The following is a 20837-nucleotide window of genomic DNA, read 5'->3' on the forward strand; positions in this document are numbered from 1 at the left end:
TTGGATTATAAAAGACGATAGGTAAGACCATAAGTCCCAAGCCTAAAATATATAGAAAGGGTGTCACCTTCCAAAGAAATTCTGTATTGAAGAGCATGACCACAAAACCAATTACAAGTCCCAAGGCAATCCAAGCGACTTGCTGCCCTAAAATGGGCAAAATATTATTTGGATAATCATGACTAACGGCAATATAAATAGCCACCACACCGATAACTAGTAGGAAAAATACTGGCAGGAGCAAACTATAATCGACTCTAGAGTCGAGAGAACGTTTCATATATTCACCTTTTCTCTTTCTTAGATTTTTCATTTTTGTTGTTTTGGAGGAAATCAATGACAGCAGAGGTAATCTGGTTTCTATTCACCTCTCTGATAGTTCTTTCCTTAGCTAGAGCTTGTCTAATCTGTTTACCATATCGTTTATGAACAACTCGACTATCCAGTATCACAGCAATGGAAGCTTGTTCCTCTTTTCTAATTGTTCTACCCAAAGCCTGTTTGAGACGAATAATGGCCATTGGCAACTGATAATCATAGAAAGGATTCTTCCCTTCCTGACGCAATTCATGATTTAATTTTCGTGTTAAAGGTTCTTGGGGATTTTGGAAAGGCAATCGAGGAATTACTTGAATAACGCAAGGATGGGTAGAAAAATCAACCCCCTCCCAGAAACTTCCTGTTCCAAGTAATATTTGTCGCTCTCCTTTTTCAAAACGTTTCTTCAGCTGACTGGGTTCCCCATTTTTATATTGGGCTAAATGAGGATGGTCTAGTAAATCTGACACTGCTAACAGTAATTCTTTAGACGTAAATAAAACAAGCAAAGGCTCTTGAAACGCCTGTAAGGAATGGATAACTGATGTAACCTCTTCTGCATAATCTAAAGGAGAATGTTCAGTTACTAAAGGAAAATCATTTACTAATAAAACTTCTTGTTGCTTCTGTTGTAAAGATTCAACTGTAATAAGTGGAGCTTCAGTAAATCCTAATAAGTCCGCTAAAGAAACTCTATTACTGATTTCAAGAGTGGCAGATACGCCAAGCACTCTGCAATCTTCTGGCAATAAATCTGCTAGTAGAAAGCGACCTTTTTTACTTGAACAAATTAACACATCCTTACTAGACTTCTCAGCAGTTGCCAGCCAAAATTCACGGTCCGATGTAAAAAAGCGCGTCATATCTCTATACTCAGGAAGATTTAACTCAGAAAAATGCTGGCGTAAGTTTTCAAGAGAATCCAACCACTTGTCATTCTTAAGTCCTGAGTAAAACTGATCTATCAAATAGCGACATTCAAACCCGATACTCTCAAGCAACCGTCTCTGAATAAGATCTTTTTCTGTTTCCAAGGACTTTTCAACTTGTGTCACTAAAGCTTCGAGGAGATAAGACTCTTGGACGAGGTTTTCAAGGGCAATCAGCATTTTTTGAGCTTCATCTATGATTATCAAGCGATTGTTGACAAACTCTGGATCATCCTCTAAACGTGTTACCAGATAAGCGTGATTGGTTAACAAAAGGCGACTCGATTTAGCCCTATCTTGACTGCGTTGCCAGAAGTCCTCAGAAATAAATAAACTTTTTTTTGAAAGTTTTCCATCATGTACAAGTTCAGCTAGAAAATGTTGATAACGATACAGCTGCCCGATTTCATCTAAGTCACCTGTTTCTGTCTCTGTTAACCAGATCAAGATTTGCATTTTAAAGCGTGTGAATAGGCGGTTAGACTCTGGCCTATGAAGTACTTTATAAAAATTATCGAGTTTCAAATAATTCTGGGGACCCTTAAGACTATGAATATCAATATGAAAAGTATCTTTTAATCGCCTTCCTTCTTCTTGCATAATTTGATTTTGAAGGATTTTGGTAGGAACACTAACAAGGATGCCACCTTCACTTTCCATGCTCAAAGCCGGCAGCATGTAACCATAAGTCTTTCCAAGTCCCGTTTGGGCTTGAATAAACGCGGTTTTCTGTTCCTTTAATAACTGCTCAACTTTTTCTGCAAATTCAACTTGCTGAGGACGTTCATCCAAGCCTAACAAGGACATATTTTTAGTAAAATCCTTAGATAGCTTACGTGGTTTTAAAGACTGACTTTTCTTTCTTAGAAAGAGTCCATGGAACTCCATCAAATCGTGAGAAGAAAGGAGGGACTGGCGCTGATATACTTCTTCAATCACTAAATAAGTTTCATAAAGGAGGTTATCCGCAAGATTTAATAACGTTTCTAAAAGTCCTTTTGGTAACTGAAAAAGTTTTTGACGCATAAAAAGCAAAAGCTCTGCTGTTGCTTGTGCATCAGAGAGAGCGGTATGGGCGTGGTCTAACTTAATCCCTAACTCTTGACAGAGAATGCCGAGATTGTACTTTTCAAACTGAGGGTACAAAACCTGTGCTAACTCAACGGTATCCACTCGTGGAGTTCTCAATTCATAACCTTCCAAGAATAGATACTCTGCTAGAAGATTTGCATCAAACTGAACATTGTGCGCGACAAAAACACCATCCTTGACCAGTTCAAAAATCCTTCCAGCTACCTGTGAAAACTCTGGAGCAACTGCCAACCGTTGATCAGTCAAACCTGTCAATTCTTTTATATGAGAATCCAAGGGCTCATGGGGATTGATGTCAGTCCCATACTGATCGACGATTTCGCCATTTTCAATCACCACAATACCCACTTGAATAATTTTTGCCTTGCTTCCGGTGCTAGTGGCCTCTAAATCAACAACCACATACCGATCAGTTCTCGAATTCATCATTAAAAATTATATCAAAAAAAGCCCTGTTTGACACCCCTCAACTTCGATAGAAAAATCTCTTTACTTGAAAAAATTTTTATAAAATGTTTGAATAGCATTATACAGAAAAGGAGACATAAGATGAACCCATTAGATTTGTTTAACCAAGTAAAAGAATTAATCGAAACAAAAGATTTCGAAGCTGCAAAAACATTTGTTGCAGAAAATCAAGAACAGCTTGGAGAATATTTCTCTCAAGCTCAGCAGTTGATTTCTGGTTCAGAAGGTCTAGATGGCCTCGTTGGAAAGATTAAAGGATTTTTCTAAAAGATATAAAGGCGCCTGAAACGATCAGGTGCCTTTTTGAGATATTTTTTTCATTATTTTGGGAAGATGACTGCTAATTTCCGTCGGCAAGACCACATAATGTTCTTGAGATAGTTCTTGGGCTATGGCTGAGTGAAGATGGGTTGCCACTGCCACACGTTCGTAGAGACTGGCTTGTTTAAACTGGCCTGCAAATCCTGCAATCATTCCAGCCAGAGTATCTCCCATTCCCCCAGTCGCCTGATAGGGACCACCAACCTGTAACTGGTAATAATCAAACTGGCCAACTTGCCAAATACGAGTAGCTGAACCTTTCTCCACCAAAATTGTTCCTTGAGGAAAGGAAGTCAGGGCACTAGCCGTTGCATCTTCATTTTGCTTTTCAATAGCAATACCAGACAGCTTTTCCCATTCTTTTTGGTGGGGAGTTAGGATAAGCTGGTTAGATGGAAATGACAAACTTGTTCTAGCAAGAATGGTCAGGGCACCACCATCTACAATCAAAATCTGATTCTTTTTTAAGCTGGCAAAAATCTGTTTGACTAGATTTTCTCCAAAAGCATCGTCTCGTAAACCAGGTCCTACTAAGACCACTTCTGCCTTCTTCAACTGCTCTTTTAACAGTTGCTGGTCTTGAAGAGAAAAGGCCATTGCCTCAGGTAAATGACTGTGCAAAGCTGGGATATTTTCCCTATCTGTTCCAACAGTCACCAAACCAGCTCCACTTTTAACAACTGCCAAAGCAGCCATGATGATGGCACCACCATAAGGATAAGTCCCACCCAGTAACAGCAAACGACCATAGTTTCCTTTATGACTTATACGAGAACGTTCAATAATGACTTTTTCTAGTAAGGTTTGATCAATCACTTTCATCGTTTTTTCCTCTCTATTCATTATACTATAAAGTCTATCCACCTTGCATCTTAAATATAAATCTCTCCGTTCATATAGAAAAAGAGGGGACAAAACCCCTCTACTCTCCTTTCGTCCAAACACGAAAGTAAACGATTCCATTTTTACTAGTAAAGACGGAGAGGCCTAATTGGTCCTCTCCATCTATTCGACTCATTTATCGATTCATTTTTTATCTTCTACCAATCTATACAAATAGAATGGTATTAGGCGCATAGACTAGTCTTCTTTACGTTTTGCAGTTAATAAAGCTGCTGATAAGGCCAAGGTAACACCTGCCAAGAAAATAGCTGTTTCTGACTGTTTTTCACCAGTTTCTGGCAATCTCTTGTCTTCCTTGGCAACTTGAACTGGTACTTCTGGAGTCTGAGCTTTTTCTAACGAACTTAGTTTAAACTCTGGTTTTTCTACTGTCGGTGCTGGTTGATTACCTACTGTAGCTAGAATACCACGGTACTCTGGAAGTTTATGTTCTAGAGCCATTACAGCATTAACACCACCCTTAAATTCAGGTTTCTCAACACTTGGTACTACTTGATCTCCTACTGTGGCTAGAATTCCTGTGTATTCTGGAACTTCGTTTACTGCTGCTTCTACAAAGTTAGCACCACCTTTGAATTCTGGAACTTCGTTTACTGCCGCTTCTACAAAGTTAGCACCGCCTTTGAACTCTGGAACTTCGTTTACTGGCGCAGGTTCCTCACCCTTACTATTTGAAATAGATGGTTTTACTCCTACCTCAATAATACGATCCTGAGCCTTTCTTTCTTCAGAATGAACAAGAGTTCTAGTAGTTCCCCAAACTTGAATATAGTCAACTTTTTCTCCAGCTTGTCCTTCAGAAACTATACGACGTTGACCTTGAGCAAGCTCAGGGGTGTCACGAATAATTTCTTTAAACGGAAGTGAAGTCTTTTCAATTTCCAAACTTGGTACTTCTGCAACTAAGTTCTTAACGCCCTCTGTCGGTGTTGTTTGGAAGGTAGACTTAAAGTGTAAACGATATTCTTTCACCAGATTTCCATCTTTGGAAATAAGACGAACGAGTGTTGGAAGATTTGTATTTCCATGATCCACTATTGTGACTACTCCATGTCCACTAGTTGTCGCAGTGACTTTTGGTTTAGTTCCCATTGTTGTTAGGGTGTACTCTGTCACATTTGGATCAAAGTTTTCCAATGATTTTCCATCGATTGAAATAGTCGCTGATGGTGTTTCGACTTCTGCTCCCTTGCCTGCAGAGTAGGCTGTAAATTCGACTACTGCTAGACCGTTAGTAGTAGACTTACGAGTCATTCGAGCACGAATAGCTGGCGCTTGAACCGGTTCAAAGTTAAACTCAATTGGTTTCCCAGCTACTAATTCTCCAGAAGCTTTGTAAGGAATTGGAGCCCAATTTTCTGCCTTGTTGAATGGATGGTCAGCATTTTCTTCATAACGAGAAATCGTACTTGGTTCTGTAAAGGCAGGGCCAATATATCTTTCTAGAACCATTTTCTCTGGGGCATCTGTTCCACTATCTTTAAAGAACTGCATGGCAACTTTTCCAATAGCTTGTGAGGTAATGTTACCGTTCTTCTTAAACAATATTCCCACAGAAGTTTCTTGATTTTTTGGTGTACGAGACCAGTTTGTCCAACGTCCATCCTCATTAAATTTTCCATCATTGATATAGAAAATTCTATCATGTGAAGCTGCTTGTGTATCGTTCGTTGTTGAAGCAAAGGCTTTAGAGTCCGTTTCATTGTTGCTTGGATTTTCTGAGATGACTTGATTTCCTTTAGCTACAACTGTTACTTGCATGGTAGTTGTTAGATTTGTACCGATGACATGACCAGTTACTTGGAATCTTCCCTCATGCTCTGTCGCATGTTGAGGAATAGCATCCCATTTCACTGCCAGTTTATCTGTAGTCCAAGTATTTGAAGTTGGATAATAAACAGTGACTTCTGATGGAAGCTGAAGGGTATCTCCGAGCTTCAAAGTAGTTGCACCATTTTCAGCTGCTAAAGGTAGACTTGTATCTTTTTCATCATTACGGTAGATCCGATATTCTTTTAAAATAGTACCATCTTCAGCCTTCAAAATAAGACGTGTCGCACCTTTTGGACTTGTTGCTGGAACAAGAGTAACCAAACCATTGTTGCTAGCTGTTGCAGTAATTTCCTTGCTAGATTGAGGAATATAATAATCTATTTTCGATGGATTAAAGTGTTCAAGATCCTTGCCATCTACTTTGATAGAAATATCTGAACTTGTTTCACTTAAGACCTTGTTTCCAAGGATAGTTAGCTCTGTCAGACCAACTCCCGCAGTACCTTCAGCCTTTTTCATTCGAAGACGAACAGCATAGGTTTCTACCTTGTCAAAGGTAAAGTGATTGGTTTGAGTTGCAGATAGCTGGCTTGGAGCATGTAAGTTTTCAACTGCCTTCCAGTTGGCTGGATTATTAAATGGATGATTAGTATCACGCTGAGCATTGCTGACATCACTTGGTAAATCTGGAATTTCTTTACCTACATAATATTCAACTACATATTCTTTTGGAAGACCAATTGCTCCATCAGTATAGAAATCAACCGACAAATTGTTGACAAAACGTTTCGTCAAGTCTCCTGAATTACCAAACAAGATAGAAGCCCAGTCATTATCAGTATTTGTTCTCCAAGTAGTCCATCTATTTTTAGCATCTGTTGGCGTTCTTGACACAGTTAGGTCGTTCAAGGTATTAGCTGAATCATCTCCTCCTGTATTGGATACAATGGCAGCTGGCAATTGTGACCCTGTCCATTGTTTAGAGATATTATTTCCAGCAACAACTTGACTAGACACTCGAACATGAGCTTTAGTTGTAAGATTGCTACCTACTAAACGACCATTGATTTCATAGACCCCTTCAGTTTGACTAAAGTTGGCTGGAACCTGTTCCCAAACCACATCTTTGTAGATAGTTGTTCCGTTAGAATGGTAAGCACGAACATTAGCTGGCAATTGAACTGTCTCACCCTTAGGTACTGTGAGGCTGACTTCCTCTGCAACTTGTAAGCCTTCAACTGTCACCGTTGCTTGAGCTTCAATGTCTGTTCCTTCTACATGTCCTTTAAGGGTAAAGCTATGATAGCGACCCAATTCTTTTTTATCTACCTTGTCCCAAGTTACAGATACTTTGCGTGGCAAGCCCTTATCAAATTCTGCCCCAACTTCTTTAGGTAGATTCGGTTGCTGATTAATATCTGTAGAAATAGATACAGGATGAAGTTTCACAATCTTCTTGCTGACTTTATTTTCTTTAATCACCACTTCAGTAGTTATAGATTTCGTGCTCTCTGTCTGATTATCGATGCGTGGTGTCAATGTCACGCGTCCTTTGCTATAAAGAAGGAGGTTTTGTCCATTCACCTCAAGATGCCCACCATCAGATGATTTAGCTTCTAGGTGAATATCTGAAGCTGAAAATTCTGTTTGAGAACCATCCTCATAACTACCAATGACACGATAAGTTAAAACCTGATCTTCAGTAGCAGTTTCTTTTCCTTCCACAACTACTTCCAAACGTTTCAAGGCAGGAGCTTCCTTCACAAACTGAATTAAGTAAGTTTGAACTAAGTCACCCTTTTGGTCACTCAAGAAGACAGAAGCCTGATAACCATTATCAGCAGAAGCTTGCTGAACAGTTACTTGATAACCAGTAGTCTGAGCTCCAACATTTGGAATTGTTCCAGTGTAAGGAAGAGATACACGATAATAAGTCTTGCCAGGATCAAAGTTGTCAAGAGTTTTATCCCCAACAGTAAGTCCTGTAATGCTACTTGTTGTTTCCTTATTGCTTGCGATAAAGGTTGCTGTTACTTCACGATCATCATCTACCAATTTACCAGTAGCCTCCGTACGTCCACCTTCCTTGTTCAAAGCAGCAGGATCTTTCAAGGTCCAAGAAACAACATCAGTATCAATCAAGCTACCATCTGTCAGAACAGCTGTGACTGTTTTATCCAAATCTGCTGCAGTTGTACCAACTGGTACTGTAGCAACTTTTGGTAACCATCTATCTAAGGCAATCACTTTTACAAGTGCCTCAGCTTTGGTTTCCAAACCTTCTACACGTCCAGATACTTTTTTCTCACCTGCACTTTTAAGCAAGTCAGCTGGCACGTCCCATGTTACAGTCTTTTCCTCAACACTACCGTCGCTATAAATAGCTGTTACTGTTTGAGGCAATTCAGGATTTGTGCTAACATCAGTTGTTGCTTTTACAGGAGCAAAGGCTACAAAGTGACGGTTTTCTTTCTTACCAGACACAGTTGCGACCGTTGCGCTATCAGAAGTTAAACCAGCAGAATCTGCATAAAGAGTAAATTTACCTTCTTTTTCTGTTGATTTTACAATGACAACTCCTTTACCATTGAAAGCACGTCTTTGCCATGTTCCATCCGCTTGAGCTTTGTAGCGCTCACGGCTAGCTTGTTCTCCATTATCCACACCAACAATTTGTCCCTGACCATGAAGATTGAAATGAACAAGATTATTCGCTGTCGGAACCACATTCCCATCGCCATCAACAATTTCGTAATGGATGTAGGATAGGTCTTTCCCATCTGCAGTGATAACATGCTCTTCTTTAGTCAGACGAACTCTTGCTGGTTCCCCTGCAGTTGTCACACTATCACGCGCAATTTCGTTGCCATTTTCATCTCGAGCAATCGCAGTCAGTGTGCCGGGTTGGTATTTCACAAGCCACTCAAGATACAATTCACTTGGTTTAGCCCCTTCATGATAAGGACGTCCATCTTCTGTCCTTTTCTTCGTATATTCCTTTTTACCAAGCGACTGTCCATTTAAGAACAATTCGACACTTGCAGCATTTGAGAAGGTACGAACTGGAACCTTTCCATCGACTAGCATCTTGCGATCCTTAAGTGTCTCTTCAGTCCAGTTCCAATGTGGTAAAATGCGAACAGTTGGCTTTTCTTTAGCACTATACCATTCACTACGGTAAAGGTAAAAATCATTCTTCGGTAAACCAGCCGTATCGATGATACCAAAGTAAGAGCTCTTCACAGGTGTATTATCTTGGTTATGCCATGGAGTTGGTTCTCCAATATAATCAATACCTGTCCAGATAAATTGTCCAGCATAGCCAGCACGATCACGGTCAAAAGTCCATGACTCAGTAGCTGTTCTTCCCCACCCAACACGGTCATTACCATAATCAGATTGTTCATAGTGACGATTTGGACGGTTATCGTGTCCAAGGATTTGAGCAGGATTGTAATAAGAATCACGCGTTCTAGTAGCTGAAGAGGTTTCAGAACCATAAATGAGCCAGTCTGGATGCGCTCTACGAACCGCATCATAAAAACGTTCACCATAGTTCATACCGACAGCATCCATGATTTCTGCGAGTTTCAAGAAATCACCTGTCGCTGCACGACTAAATTTATTTTCACCCATAGTGACATAACGTTCAGTATCAATTGCCTTGATAATAGTCTTCAGACGTTTAGCAGTTTCGATAGAGCGAGGACTACCATTTGCCTCTTCTACCTCATTTCCAAGAGACCACATTACGATAGACGGATTGTTCTTATCCCGTTCTACCATTGTTCTGAGATCAAAATCAGACCACTTCTCACCCTTCTTAGCTTCAGGATGGGTTGCATCTTGATCAAAGAAACGTCCATAGTCATAAGTCTTCTTACCACCATACCAGGTATCAAAAGCTTCCTCTTGAACCAAAAGACCTAAACTTGCTGCAGCATCAAGTAACTGAGGACTAGCTGGATTGTGGGTTGTTCGAATAGAGTTAACCCCCATATCTTTCAGGAGTTTTAATTTACGATAGGTAGCCTTATAATTTTCTTCTGCACCCAAAGCTCCATTGTCATGGTGAATACTTACTCCGTGGAATTTCATACGTTCACCATTCAGAGAGAAACCATCCTTAGCAGTCCAATTAAAATAGCGGTAACCAAATGTATCTTCTGTTACATCAACTAGTTGACCTTCTTTATAAACCTTTGTTTTCAAAACATACAGTTGAGGATGATAACTTTTTGTCGTCCAAAGAGTTGGTTTATTAACTAGGATTGTTTGTCTGAAATCTGCAACTTCATTTTCTGCTAAATTCTTCGTTTCAGAGCGCACTAATTCTGAAACAACCTTACCTTCCTTAGTGAAAATTTGTTGTTCCACAAAGACTTTAGCAGCCTTCTTATCCGTATTTTTAATCTTACTTTGAACCTGTGTTTCAACATTCCCTTCTTTTTGCTCAGCAAGTTTTGGAGTAGTGATATGATTACCATTTTCGGCAACATGGACTTTATCACGATAACTAAGGGTTACATCACGATAAATACCACTTCCAGAATACCAACGACTACTTGGTTGCTTATTGGTCACTTGAACAGTAATTGAATTTTCACTACCATCCTTGTTTAAAAACTTAGTGATATCATAAGAAAAATGATTATAGCCACTTGGATAATGGCCAACAAATTGACCATTTACATAGACCCTAGAATCCATGTAAACACCGTCAAAATTGATACGTACATCCTTGTTCTTATCAGCTTCATTAACTGTGAACGTTTTGCGATACCAAGCCGTTCCACCATTTAACTGTCCACCTTCGTTTCGAGCAGGAGACTTATGATCAAAATCAAAATAAATACTCCAATCATGCGGAAGATTCAATTTAGACCAATCATGAACATCCACATCTTTTTTTGAAAAATCACCTTGGGCATTTAGTTTAAAATACCAATCTTTATTAAAATCTTGTTTTCGCTCCGATAATAGCTGTTTTTCCTTTTCAACTTCAGCTTTGTTTGACTCTCCAGATAGTGCTTGCGATTTTTCAGAAGAAGGTTTGATCTCTGTGTCTGCTTTCACTTGGTCCTTTTCAGAAGTTTTTTTAGAATTCTCTTTTACTTCTGTTTCAGCTGTTACTGCAGATTCAACAGGCTTTGGATTTGCCTCTTCAGATTTCTGTTTGTTCTCAGCTTTGTTTCCTTCTTCTACTTTATTTGGAGTTTCCACTTTAGGACTAGCCAATTCATGACTACCCTCATTAGCAGGTCTAGTAGGTTCTGTATCCTTAATCACCTTGTCTTCTGTCGACTCAGCTTTTGGTTTTACAAACTCACGCCCACCATGATCATCAGCCTTTGCGATAGCAGCTGCCACATCATCGGGAAGCTTATCTAAAGGCTGAGCTTGATGAACAATTGTTTCTTCTGTTTGAGTATTGGATGAAGCCACCTCCTCAGCTTGTACAGCTGAAATACCAAATATACTGGCCCCAATCATTACAGATGCCGCACCTATTGCAAATTTACGAATGCTATAATGACAACGTTTATCAAAAAGTCTTTTGTTCATTAAAATCCTCATTTCTTTTTCTTGATACAAAGTAAGCGTTTACTTTATTTTAAAAAATAACCTCCTTCTGAATACACAAACAAGTACCAAGTTCGATAATGTATTTTATATATTTTATATATTTTATATATTTTATATATTTAATATATCAAAATACACCTAAAGTTGCAATCATTTTCCATTAATTTAACCTAATAAAATGGTATATAAAAAGTTCATTCAAAAGGAATAAGTGCAATGAAAGTAGCTTTCTATTCTAGACTCTTTCCAATACAAATTTCATTCCATTAATGGCATTTTCATACTTCAAATTTATAGTTGATGGACTCATATCATTATAGACTGCATTCATTTACATACACTACATAAAAAGAAGGCAAAACATTTTTTACCTTCTTTTTTCTCTTATTTTCCATTCAATGTTCGAAGTGCTGCCTGATAGGTTTGCTCCATTAGCATGGTAATGGTCATAGGACCGACACCTCCAGGAACTGGCGTAATATGGCTAGCAAGTGGGGCAACTGCCTCATAATCCACATCCCCACAGAGCTTGCCATTTTCATCTCTGTTCATCCCAACGTCAATGACTATCGCACCTGGTTTGACAAAGTCAGCAGTCACAAACTTGGCGCGGCCGATTGCTACTACGAGAATATCTGCTTTAGCAGCCACCTTGGCAAGATTATGAGTCCGTGAGTGAGTCAAGGTTACTGTCGCATTTTTGGCTAAAAGAAGCTGGGCCATGGGTTTTCCAACGATATTGGAACGACCGATGACGACCGCATTTTTACCTTCCAAGTCAATCCCATATTCATGGAACATTTCCATAATTCCTGCAGGTGTAGAAGGAATCATGACTGGATGACCAGACCAGAGACGCCCCATGTTTAGGGGATGGAAACCATCCACATCCTTTTCTGGGTCAATAGCCAATAAAACTGCCTCTTCATCGATATGTTTTGGTAATGGTAACTGGACCAATATCCCATGCCAAGCTGGATCTTGATTGTATTTGGCAATCAAGTCTAACAATTCCTCTTGAGTAATGGTATCTGGAACTCGCACAACTTCACTACGGAATCCAGCTGCAAGGGCTGACTTCTCCTTGTTACGAACGTAGACTTGGCTGGCAGGGTTGTTCCCTACCAAAATCACTACCAAACCAGGTACTAGCCCCGTTTCTTCCTTTAATCTTTCAGTCTTTTCAGCCAGCTGTCCTTGTAACTTAGCTGCTAGAACCTTCCCATCAATAATCTGTGTCATATCACTTCTCTTTTCTTTCAAATATCTTCCATTATACCAAAAACTGCTAATCCCCTCTAACACTTCTTTCCTAGGCTATCTTATAGTTTCAAACTATAAGAAAAAGGAGCGGATATTCCATCCAACTCCTTATTCTTATTAGAAAATCTAATTAGATTTAATCTTCTTTTTTCTTGCGAGCAAGAAGTCCAAATCCACCTAGTGCTCCAAGAAGTCCGAGCGCTGCAAGACTAGCGTTAGCTTCTGTACCTGTGTTAGGCAACTCTTTTTGACCTTCAACATATTTAGGTGTTTCTTGTTTAGAAGGTTGAGCTGGTTTAGCAGGTTTTTCTACTTCCCTAGGATTTGGAACATAGTTGATTGGAGTGTCCTCACCTGGGTTAGTTGGAACATTTGGTACTTCATATCCTTTAGTTGGATCGTTTGGATCCACTGGTTTCAACGGATTACCATCTTTATCCTTAGGTGTGTATCCTGGAACGTATGGAAGAACTGGTTTTTCCTTGCCTGGTTTGGTTGGATCTGTTGGATCGTTTGGATACTTGATTGGGTCTGTTGGTTGACCTGGGATGTTTGGCACCCATGATCCTAGTGGTTTGTAAACATAAGTTACTGTTGAACCATCTTTACCAATCTTACCTTTCGCTTCTCCATCTACACGAACAAGAACATAACCCTTGATAACTTTTCCACTTGTAGCGTACTCATCACCTACTTTACCTTCTGTAGTCTCTGCTGGAAGAAGGTCTTTACCTTTTTCATCTACATATTTAACTACTAGGTTAGCTTTGTTCGCTACATAATTGATTGGAGTGTCCTCACCTGGGTTAGTTGGAACATTTGGTACTTCATATCCTTTAGTTGGATCGTTTGGATCCACTGGTTTCAACGGATTACCATCTTTATCCTTAGGTGTGTAGCCTGGCACGTACGGAAGAACTGGTTTATCCTTGCCTGGTTTGGTTGGATCTGTTGGATCGTTTGGATACTTGATTGGATCTGTTGGTTGACCTGGGATGTTTGGTACCCATGATCCAAGTGGTTTGTAAATATAAGTTACTGTTGAACCATCTTTACCAATCTTACCTTTCGCTTCTCCATCTACACGAACAAGAACATAACCCTTGATAACTTTTCCACTTGTAGCGTACTCATCTCCTACTTTTCCTTCTGTTGTTTCTGAAGGGATTAAGTCTTTGCCTTTTTCATCTACATATTTAACTACTAGTTTAGCTTTGTTTGCTACGTAGTTAATTACTGTATCTTGACTTGGATCTGTTGGGATGTTTGGTACTACATATCCTTTTGTTGGATCTGTTGGATCAACTGGTTTAAGTGGGTTGCCATCTTTATCTTCTGGAGTAAATCCTGGTACGTATGGTAACACATCTGTTGGTTTACCTGGTTTTGTTGGATCTGCTGGATCGTTTGGATACTTGATTGGGCTTGTTGGTTGTCCTGGGATGTTTGGAATCCATGATCCGATTGGTTTGTACACATATGTTACTGTTGAACCATCTGTGCCAATCTTACCTTTAGCGTCTCCATCTACACGAACAAGTAGGTGTCCTGGAATTACTTTTCCAGTTGTTGTGTACTCATCTCCTACTTTTCCTTCTGTTGTTTCTGAAGGGATTAAGTCTTTGCCTTTTTCATCTACATATTTAACTACTAGTTTAGCTTTGTTTGCTACGTAGTTAATTACTGTATCTTGACTTGGATCTGTTGGGATGTTTGGTACTACATATCCTTTTGTTGGATCTGTTGGATCAACTGGTTTAAGTGGATTGCCATCTTTATCTTCTGGAGTAAATCCTGGTACGTATGGTAACACATCTGTTGGTTTACCTGGTTTTGTTGGATCTGCTGGATCATTTGGATACTTGATTGGAGTTGTTGGTTGACCTGGGATGTTTGGAATCCATGATCCGATTGGTTTGTAAACGTATGTTACTGTTGAACCATCTTTTCCAATCTTACCTTTAGCTTCTCCTTCAACACGAACTAGTAGGTGTCCTGGAATCACTTTTCCAGTTGTTGTGTACTCATCTCCTACTTTTCCTTCTGTTGTTTCTGAAGGGATTAAGTCTTTGCCTTTTTCATCTACATATTTAACTACTAGTTTAGCTTTGTTTGCTACGTAGTTAATTACTGTATCTTGACTTGGATCTGTTGGGATGTTTGGTACTACGTATCCTTTTGTTGGATCTGTTGGATCTACTGGTTTAAGTGGGTTGCCATCTTTATCTTCTGGAGTGAATCCTGGAACGTATGGTAACACTTCTGTTGGTTGCCCTGGTTTTGTTGGGTCTGCTGGATCATTTGGATACTTGATTGGAGTTGTTGGTTGTCCTGGAATATTTGGAATCCATGAACCGATTGGTTTGTAGGTTACTACTTCTGTAGCATCTTTTGAATCCGCAGTTACTTTTGTAGTTGGTACACTTGCTTTGTCAGCTAAGTATCCTTTAACTACTGGTGATTTAACTTCAGCTAAGTCTTGAGCTGGAGTCCAATCTCCGTAAGTCACTTCACCTGTTACTAAGTTGACCTTAGCTTCACGTGTAAATTTAGCTTCTTGTGTTACTGTTTTTGGTGTTCCATCTTCATTTAATACTGGAGTTCCATCTTCGTACACATAAGTGATTGTACGTGTAACAGTTTTGTTTAGATCTTTTTCTTCCAAGCCAGCTGGGTATTTAGGTCCATCTGGGTTATTTGGATCTACTGGAGTTCCTGGTGTTTTTGGTTGATCTGGCGTTACTGTAACTTCTTTAGCTTTAAGTGTTACTTTGAACTCTTGATCAGTATCTTTATCTTTATCGAACTTACCACCTTCTGGGTATGTATTAGATACTAATTCATAGCCTTTGTTTTCAAGTTCTTTGATTTTAGCTTTAACATCAGCTTCTTTTGTAAGTGGTGTATCTGAGTCACCTTCTTCAGTAATAGCGTCAACACCTGGAATTGGGTTTCCTTTTTCATCTACGAAAGTAGTCTTAGCTTTTTGCGTATCCTTCACATAGTTGATTGGTGTGTCTTGACTTGGATCTGTTGGAAGATCTGGTACTACATATCCTTTTGTTGGATCTGTTGGATCTACTGGTTTAAGTGGATTTCCATCTTTATCCTTAGGTGTAAATCCTTCTACGTATGGTAATGTTTCTGTTGGTTTACCTGGTTTTGTTGGATCATCTGGATTATTTGGATACTTGATTGGATTTGTTGGTTGTCCTGGAATGTTTGGAATCCATGAACCGATTGGTTTGTAGGTTACTACTTCTGTAGTATCTTTTGAATCTCCAGTTACAGTTACTACAGGAACACTTGCTTTGTCAGCTAAGTACCCTTTAACTACTGGTGATTTAACTTCAGCTAAGTCTTGTGCTGGTGTCCAGTCTCCGTATGTAACTTCTCCTGTTACTAAGTTGACCTTAGCTTCACGTGTAAATTTAGCTTCTTGTGTTACTGTTTTTGGTGTTCCATCTTCATTTAATACTGGAGTTCCATCTTCGTACACATAAGTGATTGTACGTGTAACAGTTTTGTTTAGATCTTTTTCTTCCAAGCCAGCTGGATATTTAGGTCCGTCTGGGTTGTTTGGATCTACTGGAGTTCCTGGTGTTTTTGGTTGATCTGGTGTTACTGTAACTTCTTTTTGTTTAAGTGTTACTTTGAACTCTTGATCTGTATCTTTATCCGTATCGAACTTACCACCTTCTGGGTATGTATTAGATACTAATTCATATCCTTTGTTTTCAAGTTCTTTGATCTTAGCTTTAACATCAGCTTCTTTTGTTAATGGAGTTTCTGATCCACCTTGTTCAGTAATTTCAGCTACCCCTGGAATTGCATTTCCTTTTTCATCTACAAATGTTGTTTTCGCTTTTTGGATTGCTGTATATTTAACAACATATTCGTAATCTTCATCTGTAGCTGTTGTTGCTTGTACTGGTACTTTTTCAACACTTGCGATGTAACCTTCTTTTTGAGGTACTTCAAGTTCTGGAAGATCAGTGCTTTGTCCATCAGTTCCTTTCCAGTTAATATAAACTGGTCTGTCATTAGAGTTAATTACCGCTTTACCTTCTGCAGTTAACTTGATTGAACCTGTGTAGCTTACAGTTTGTTTTTGTGATGGGAATACTTCTGTACCTGCAAGGTCTTTAACATCATCCGCATATACAAATTTAATTGTACGGTTTACTTCTTCTACTTTTGTTTTCTTAACATAATCATACTGTGCTGGGGTAACAAATGCAGATCCATTTATACCTTTAGCATTTAATTCTTCTTCAGAATATAAATCTCTTGCTCTTGTCTTCGTAACACTTAGTGTTCCTTTTACGTTTTCAGGAGGAAGATCTGCAAGAATGTATTCTTCTCCATTAACTTCTTTAACTAAGTCTACGGGATCATTACTTACATCATATTTGTTTCCAAGCACATTAGTATAATCTTTTGAACCATCTTCACTTAAAGGAATATTCCCCGTATATCTTGTTGGTTCAAAACCTATAACTTCACCTGTCACTAAATCTTTGAATGTTCTAACAACAGCTCCTGTTGGTGGCTCACCTTGAACTTTACCGTCACCTATAACTTTCCAACCATTTGGCACTGTAGTTATAACATCTTCTTTCTCACCGTTAACAGATTCTCCACCTGATACAGTAAGAGTTGCTGCAGTTTTATCGTTTCCTACATAACCTTCTTTAATTAATCCATTTTCATAAGTAATATTAGAATATTGACTTGTTAAAGTTTTGTCTTTTATTACTTTTTCAATACCTAAAGCCTGTAAAGCCATAGAAACGGTAGAACCTTCTTGAATAGCACCTTCTGTAACTGTAAGTTCTAACTCAGTTGGTGAGATTAATCGAGGTGTTAATGTGAATCCAGTGTCACGACCATCGTTAAGAATCCAAACATTGTTCTCATTAGCTTTAACGTTAGCCCAACGACTAGTTGGAACATAAGTTATACTATCTCCTTTATTAGGGTTAATAGTTGATGCTGTATTTAATCCATTTACAAAGTTAGAACTTCCTTCAAGTTCTTTGAATTCAGTAAAATCTGCATTTGGAAGTTTGATAGTAAATTTAGATCCTACTCCATAACGAATATCCGAATCAGTTTTTAATACGATTGAATCACTTCTACTTATTTGCTCATTGTTAAGGTATTTCAATCCATTGTTTTCACTTAGTGATGCACTAGTACCTTGTTTTTGATAGCTAGGTTGTTGACCTTTTCTTGTATAAGTATGTTCAAGAACTGTACGCCCATCAATTTTAATAGTCGCTGTATACGGAGTATCTTTTGAAATTTGCGGAGCTAAATATCCTTCACCCGATAAATTACTCGCTCCAAACGACACATTCGGATAGTCTTTTACTTTATCGTTCCACTCGATATTATAAGTATATGTCCCAGTTTCGTTAGCTACCGCTGGTTGCTCAGCAAAACGTTCTGCATAAGTTAAAACCTCATCCCCACGCTTCTTGTCACGTTGCGCCCAATATGGTATCTTTTTGTTATTGCTGTTTCCTGTAGTTGTTTTATAATCGATAGATTTAACTTTACCAACTACTGTTCCATCAGTCGCTCTGATTAACGTATTTACTGCCAAACCAGCACCTAGCTCAGCTAAGTTAGTTAGTTCAATTTTTGTAATAGAGCCCGCTTTAAGTGTAGATGTGCTAATAGTAGTATCAAATCCCCATCCTGTAGGAGCCGTATTATCTGCATTCATATCAACATAAGCGTTTGTTACAGCTTTAACTGTTTCTCCATCTTTAAAAACATCTTTACCTGTAATTTTTGATGCAGTAGCAGCTAATACCGATTCTACTTTACCTGCATGGCCAGCACGTTTCATTTCCGTATAAACTGCTTCGATTGCGGCAGAAAGACGGTTCACTTGAGCTACCATTTGGTCTTTAGAAGCATCAGATGAAAGCAATCCTTTAGACGCTACTGCTTCAAGCTTCACTGTAGCAATTGCAGCCGATAACTTTTGTTTAGATGCTTCATCTTTCACTTCTTTATCTGAGAAGTTTGAGGCTACTGTTGCCATAACATCAGCTTCTGAAGTCAATTGAGTAAGAACTGTTTTAACATCGTCTTGTGCTTTTTCTGTTGCAGCTTTTTCAGATGTTTCTTTGTTAGTTTTTTCTTTGTCTGCTTCTTTTTTATCAGCTTGCTCTTTATCAGATTTTTCTGTTGCAGCTTTATCGGTAACTTCTTTTTCTGCTACAGGTTTAGCTACAGGTTTAGCTTCAGTTTTAGCATCTTCTTTTACTTCAGGTTTTTCATCTGCTTTTACTTCAGATTTTTCATCTGCTTTTACAGCATCAATCTTTAATTCAGGAAGTTCTTCAACAACGGGTGTTGTTGAACCAGAATCAGATTTCTGTTTATCAGAATTTGTAACTTCTGGAGTTTTTGCAGAAGCAGTACTTGTTTCATCAGCTTTAACAGCGTTTGCTCCTAAAAGAAGAGCAGTCCCCAAAAGAACACTAGCCGCACCAAAACTATACTTACGAATAGAAAAGCGCTGAGCTCTTCTACCATGGTATTTTTCCATTCTTGAATACATGTTTTCTCCTTATTTATATATATGTTAATTTAGAATAATGTTGAAGTCATCAGTTTTCCCTTCCTCTCCTGCTAAAGAACACCTTCTTTAACGAAACCACAACACAATACTCATTATCCAATTTTACCATATGTTTTTAACATCAGTCAACCAAAATGTTCTATATATTCTCGCTTTTTGTATAATATTTTTGTACCCAAAATACAAAAAGAAGGAATTACCCTTCTTTTTATTATAATAACTTTTTTATTTACGGTTTGATACGGTGCAACATACGTGGGAATGGAATGGCTTCACGGATATGTTTTGTTCCTGCTGCGAAGGTTACCATACGTTCGATACCGATACCAAATCCACCGTGTGGGACTGTACCGTATTTACGAAGGTCAAGGTAGAATTCATACTCTGTACGGTCCATACCAAGTTCATCCATTTTAGCTACAAGGGCATCATAGTCTTCCTCACGCATAGACCCACCGATGATTTCTCCATAGCCTTCTGGAGCAAGCAAGTCTGCACAAAGCACACGCTCTGGATTTCCAGGAACTGGTTTCATGTAGAAAGCTTTGATGGCTGCTGGATAGTTCATGACAAATGTTGGCACACCAAAGTGGTTTGAAATCCAAGTTTCATGTGGTGAACCAAAGTCATCTCCATGCTCAAGATGCTCGTAATCAGCGTCTTCATCATTCTCATGCTCTTGCAAGAGGTCAATGGCTTGATCGTAAGTGATACGTTTGAATGGCTCTGCAATGTATCGTTTTAAGAGTTCTGTATCACGTTCCAATGTTTCCAGGGCTTGAGGAGCACGGTCAAGAACACCTTGAAGAAGAGCTTTTACATAAGCTTCTTGCAAGTCAAGTGACTCATCGTGTGTCAAGTAGGAGTACTCTGCGTCCATCATCCAGAACTCAGTCAAGTGACGGCGTGTTTTTGATTTTTCAGCACGGAATACAGGACCAAAGTCAAAGACACGACCAAGGGCCATAGCGCCTGCTTCTAGGTAAAGCTGACCTGATTGGCTCAAGTAGGCTGGCGTTCCGAAGTAGTCTGTTTCAAAGAGTTCAGTTGAATCTTCTGCCGCATTTCCTGAAAGGATTGGGCTATCAAATTTCATGAAGCCGTTCTTGTCAAAGAACTCATAAGTTGCATAGATGATAGCGTTACGGATTTGCATCACAGCTACTTGCTTACGAGAACGGAGCCACAAGTGACGGTTGTCCATCAAGAAGTCTGTTCCGTGTTCTTTTGGTGTGATTGGGTAGTCTTGAGATTCACCAATCACTTCGATGTCTGTAATGTCCAACTCATAACCAAATTTAGAACGTTCGTCTTCTTTAACAATACCTGTCACATAAACAGACGTTTCTTGGCTCAAGCGTTTGATGACATCAAACTTCTCAATCCCCACTTCTTCACCAAATTTTTCTACAAAGTTTGGTTTAAAGGCCACACCTTGGAAGAAGGCTGTTCCATCACGTAATTGCAAGAAGGCAATTTTCCCTTTTCCTGATTTGTTGGCAACCCAAGCACCAATCGTCACTTCTTGACCAACATAGTCTTTTACATCAATAATCGTTACACGTTTTGTCATTATTTTTCCT

7 protein-coding genes and 1 pseudogene are annotated in these 20837 nt (G+C 39.0%); 1 reads left to right on the forward strand and 7 read right to left on the reverse strand.

The features are described 5' to 3' along the window. Nucleotides 1-280: pseudogene (locus PAN06_RS05995) on the reverse strand (rod shape-determining protein RodA); the annotation flags it as partial. A 4-nt stretch (nucleotides 281-284) separates the two neighbouring features. Next, entirely contained in the window at nucleotides 285-2765 is a 2481-nt protein-coding gene (locus tag PAN06_RS06000) for a bifunctional DnaQ family exonuclease/ATP-dependent helicase (protein ID WP_346732055.1), read from the reverse strand. A 123-nt stretch (nucleotides 2766-2888) separates the two neighbouring features. Here PAN06_RS06000 and PAN06_RS06005 point away from each other — a divergent pair, with 123 nt between their 5' ends. After that, complete coding sequence (locus PAN06_RS06005; RefSeq protein WP_001068558.1) at nucleotides 2889-3074, forward strand: hypothetical protein; 186 nt, start codon at nucleotides 2889-2891, stop codon at nucleotides 3072-3074. 24 nt (nucleotides 3075-3098) lie between these two features. Here PAN06_RS06005 and PAN06_RS06010 read toward each other — a convergent pair whose 3' ends face one another. The 5 genes from PAN06_RS06010 to asnS all read right to left on the reverse strand — a co-directional run bounded on the left by PAN06_RS06010 (nucleotide 3099) and on the right by asnS (nucleotide 20830). Further along, a complete protein-coding gene (locus PAN06_RS06010) occupies nucleotides 3099-3950 on the reverse strand; it encodes an NAD(P)H-hydrate dehydratase (RefSeq protein WP_269795859.1) in 852 nt (283 codons plus the stop codon). A 258-nt stretch (nucleotides 3951-4208) separates the two neighbouring features. Beyond that, nucleotides 4209-11369 (reverse strand): SIALI-17 repeat-containing surface protein, encoded by a 7161-nt coding sequence (locus tag PAN06_RS06015; protein ID WP_269795860.1) that lies wholly within the window; start codon nucleotides 11367-11369, stop codon nucleotides 4209-4211. 405 nt (nucleotides 11370-11774) lie between these two features. Further along, entirely contained in the window at nucleotides 11775-12632 is an 858-nt protein-coding gene (locus PAN06_RS06020) for a bifunctional methylenetetrahydrofolate dehydrogenase/methenyltetrahydrofolate cyclohydrolase (protein ID WP_346732054.1), read from the reverse strand. 157 nt (nucleotides 12633-12789) lie between these two features. After that, a complete protein-coding gene (locus tag PAN06_RS06025; protein ID WP_269795862.1) occupies nucleotides 12790-19233 on the reverse strand; it encodes a MucBP domain-containing protein in 6444 nt (2147 codons plus the stop codon). A gap of 250 nt (nucleotides 19234-19483) precedes the next feature. Next, a complete protein-coding gene (gene asnS / locus PAN06_RS06030; protein WP_191962393.1) occupies nucleotides 19484-20830 on the reverse strand; it encodes an asparagine--tRNA ligase in 1347 nt (448 codons plus the stop codon). Nucleotides 20831-20837: the final 7 nt, after the last annotated feature.

The organism is Streptococcus sp. SM3 (assembly GCF_027497875.1).

Bases quoted from the DNA above. Each gene is read 5' to 3' on its own strand.
- PAN06_RS06020 (WP_346732054.1), bottom strand. From the start codon at position 12,632: ATGACACAGATTATTGATGGGAAGGTTCTAGCAGCTAAGTTACAAGGA.
- PAN06_RS06005 (WP_001068558.1), top strand. From the start codon at position 2,889: ATGAACCCATTAGATTTGTTTAACCAAGTAAAAGAATTAATCGAAACA.
- PAN06_RS06000 (WP_346732055.1), bottom strand. From the start codon at position 2,765: ATGAATTCGAGAACTGATCGGTATGTGGTTGTTGATTTAGAGGCCACT.
- PAN06_RS06015 (WP_269795860.1), bottom strand. From the start codon at position 11,369: ATGAACAAAAGACTTTTTGATAAACGTTGTCATTATAGCATTCGTAAA.
- PAN06_RS06010 (WP_269795859.1), bottom strand. From the start codon at position 3,950: ATGAAAGTGATTGATCAAACCTTACTAGAAAAAGTCATTATTGAACGT.
- PAN06_RS06025 (WP_269795862.1), bottom strand. From the start codon at position 19,233: ATGTATTCAAGAATGGAAAAATACCATGGTAGAAGAGCTCAGCGCTTT.